Below are 1063 nucleotides of genomic sequence, written 5' to 3' on the forward strand. Positions count from 1 at the left end.
GCCAATTTACTGCGTCCTTTTCCACGCAATGATGGCAATACTTTTTTGCCGACCGGCAATAAAAAAGTTTTCGGAGCAGGCCATGCTTCATGCAGCATAGTTTGGATATTTTCAGACGGCCTTTGCAGCAAAGGTTGCAACTGTTCCAAGCTATGGCCAATGACAATCATGCCTTTGTGTTGCGGTCGTTTTTTCAGATGAATCAGTTGATTGAGTGCTTTAGGCAAAGTAGGGACACAGCCCAAGCCATAGCAAGACTCGGTAGGATAGGCGACCAAACCGCCTTTTTTAAGATGCGCCTGCAGCCTGCATTGGGCTGCAGCCGATAAAATTCTGGGAAACATCATCATCATACCAAGGCCGTCTGAAACTGAGATTGTCGGACAATCTGTGTTCAGACGGCCTATTTCTATTCATTATTAACGGTTGATGGCTTTATCGGCAATGTCTTTACGGTATTGCATACCGTCAAAACGGATTGTTTCCAATGCCTCATAAGCCTTGCTTTTAGCTTGGGCAACATCATCGCCCAAACCGACTACACACAATACACGGCCGCCGTTGGTTACAACTTCTACTTTTTCATTCGTTGCAGTACCGGCATGGAAAACTTTACCGATTTGATTGGCCTTATCCAAGCCGAAGATCACATCGCCTTTTTTCGGGGAGTCAGGATAATTTTGTGCGGCCAACACCACGCCTACTGCAGTTTGCGGATTCCATTTGGCAGCAACACTATCCAGTTTGCCGTCGATTGCCGCTTCAACCAAGTCCACCAAATCGCTATCCAAACGGCTCATAATCGGCTGGGTTTCAGGGTCGCCGAAACGGCAGTTGAATTCAATGGTATAAGGCGCACCGGTTTTATCAATCATCAAGCCCGCGTATAAAAAGCCGGTAAACTCATGACCTTCTGCTTTCATACCTGCCACGGTCGGCAAAATAATTTCATTCATCGCGCGCTCGTACACATCAGGCGTTACCACCGGAGCAGGGCTGTATGCGCCCATACCGCCGGTATTAGGGCCTTTGTCGTCATCCAACAGGCGTTTATGGTCTTGAC

Annotated in this window: 2 protein-coding genes; both read right to left on the reverse strand. The window is 47.8% G+C overall.

Annotated elements, in window-relative coordinates; genetic code table 11:
• Positions 1–347, reverse strand: a 347-nt coding sequence (locus ACTHUR_RS11775; protein WP_440398693.1) for an L-threonylcarbamoyladenylate synthase, incomplete at its 3' end; no start/stop codon positions are given.
• Positions 348–419: 72 nt separating this feature from the next.
• On the reverse strand, positions 420–1063 hold a 644-nt coding region (locus ACTHUR_RS11780), incomplete at its 5' end, for a phosphoribosylamine--glycine ligase (RefSeq protein WP_440398692.1).

Source organism: Neisseria sp. P0021.S007 (assembly GCF_051956855.1).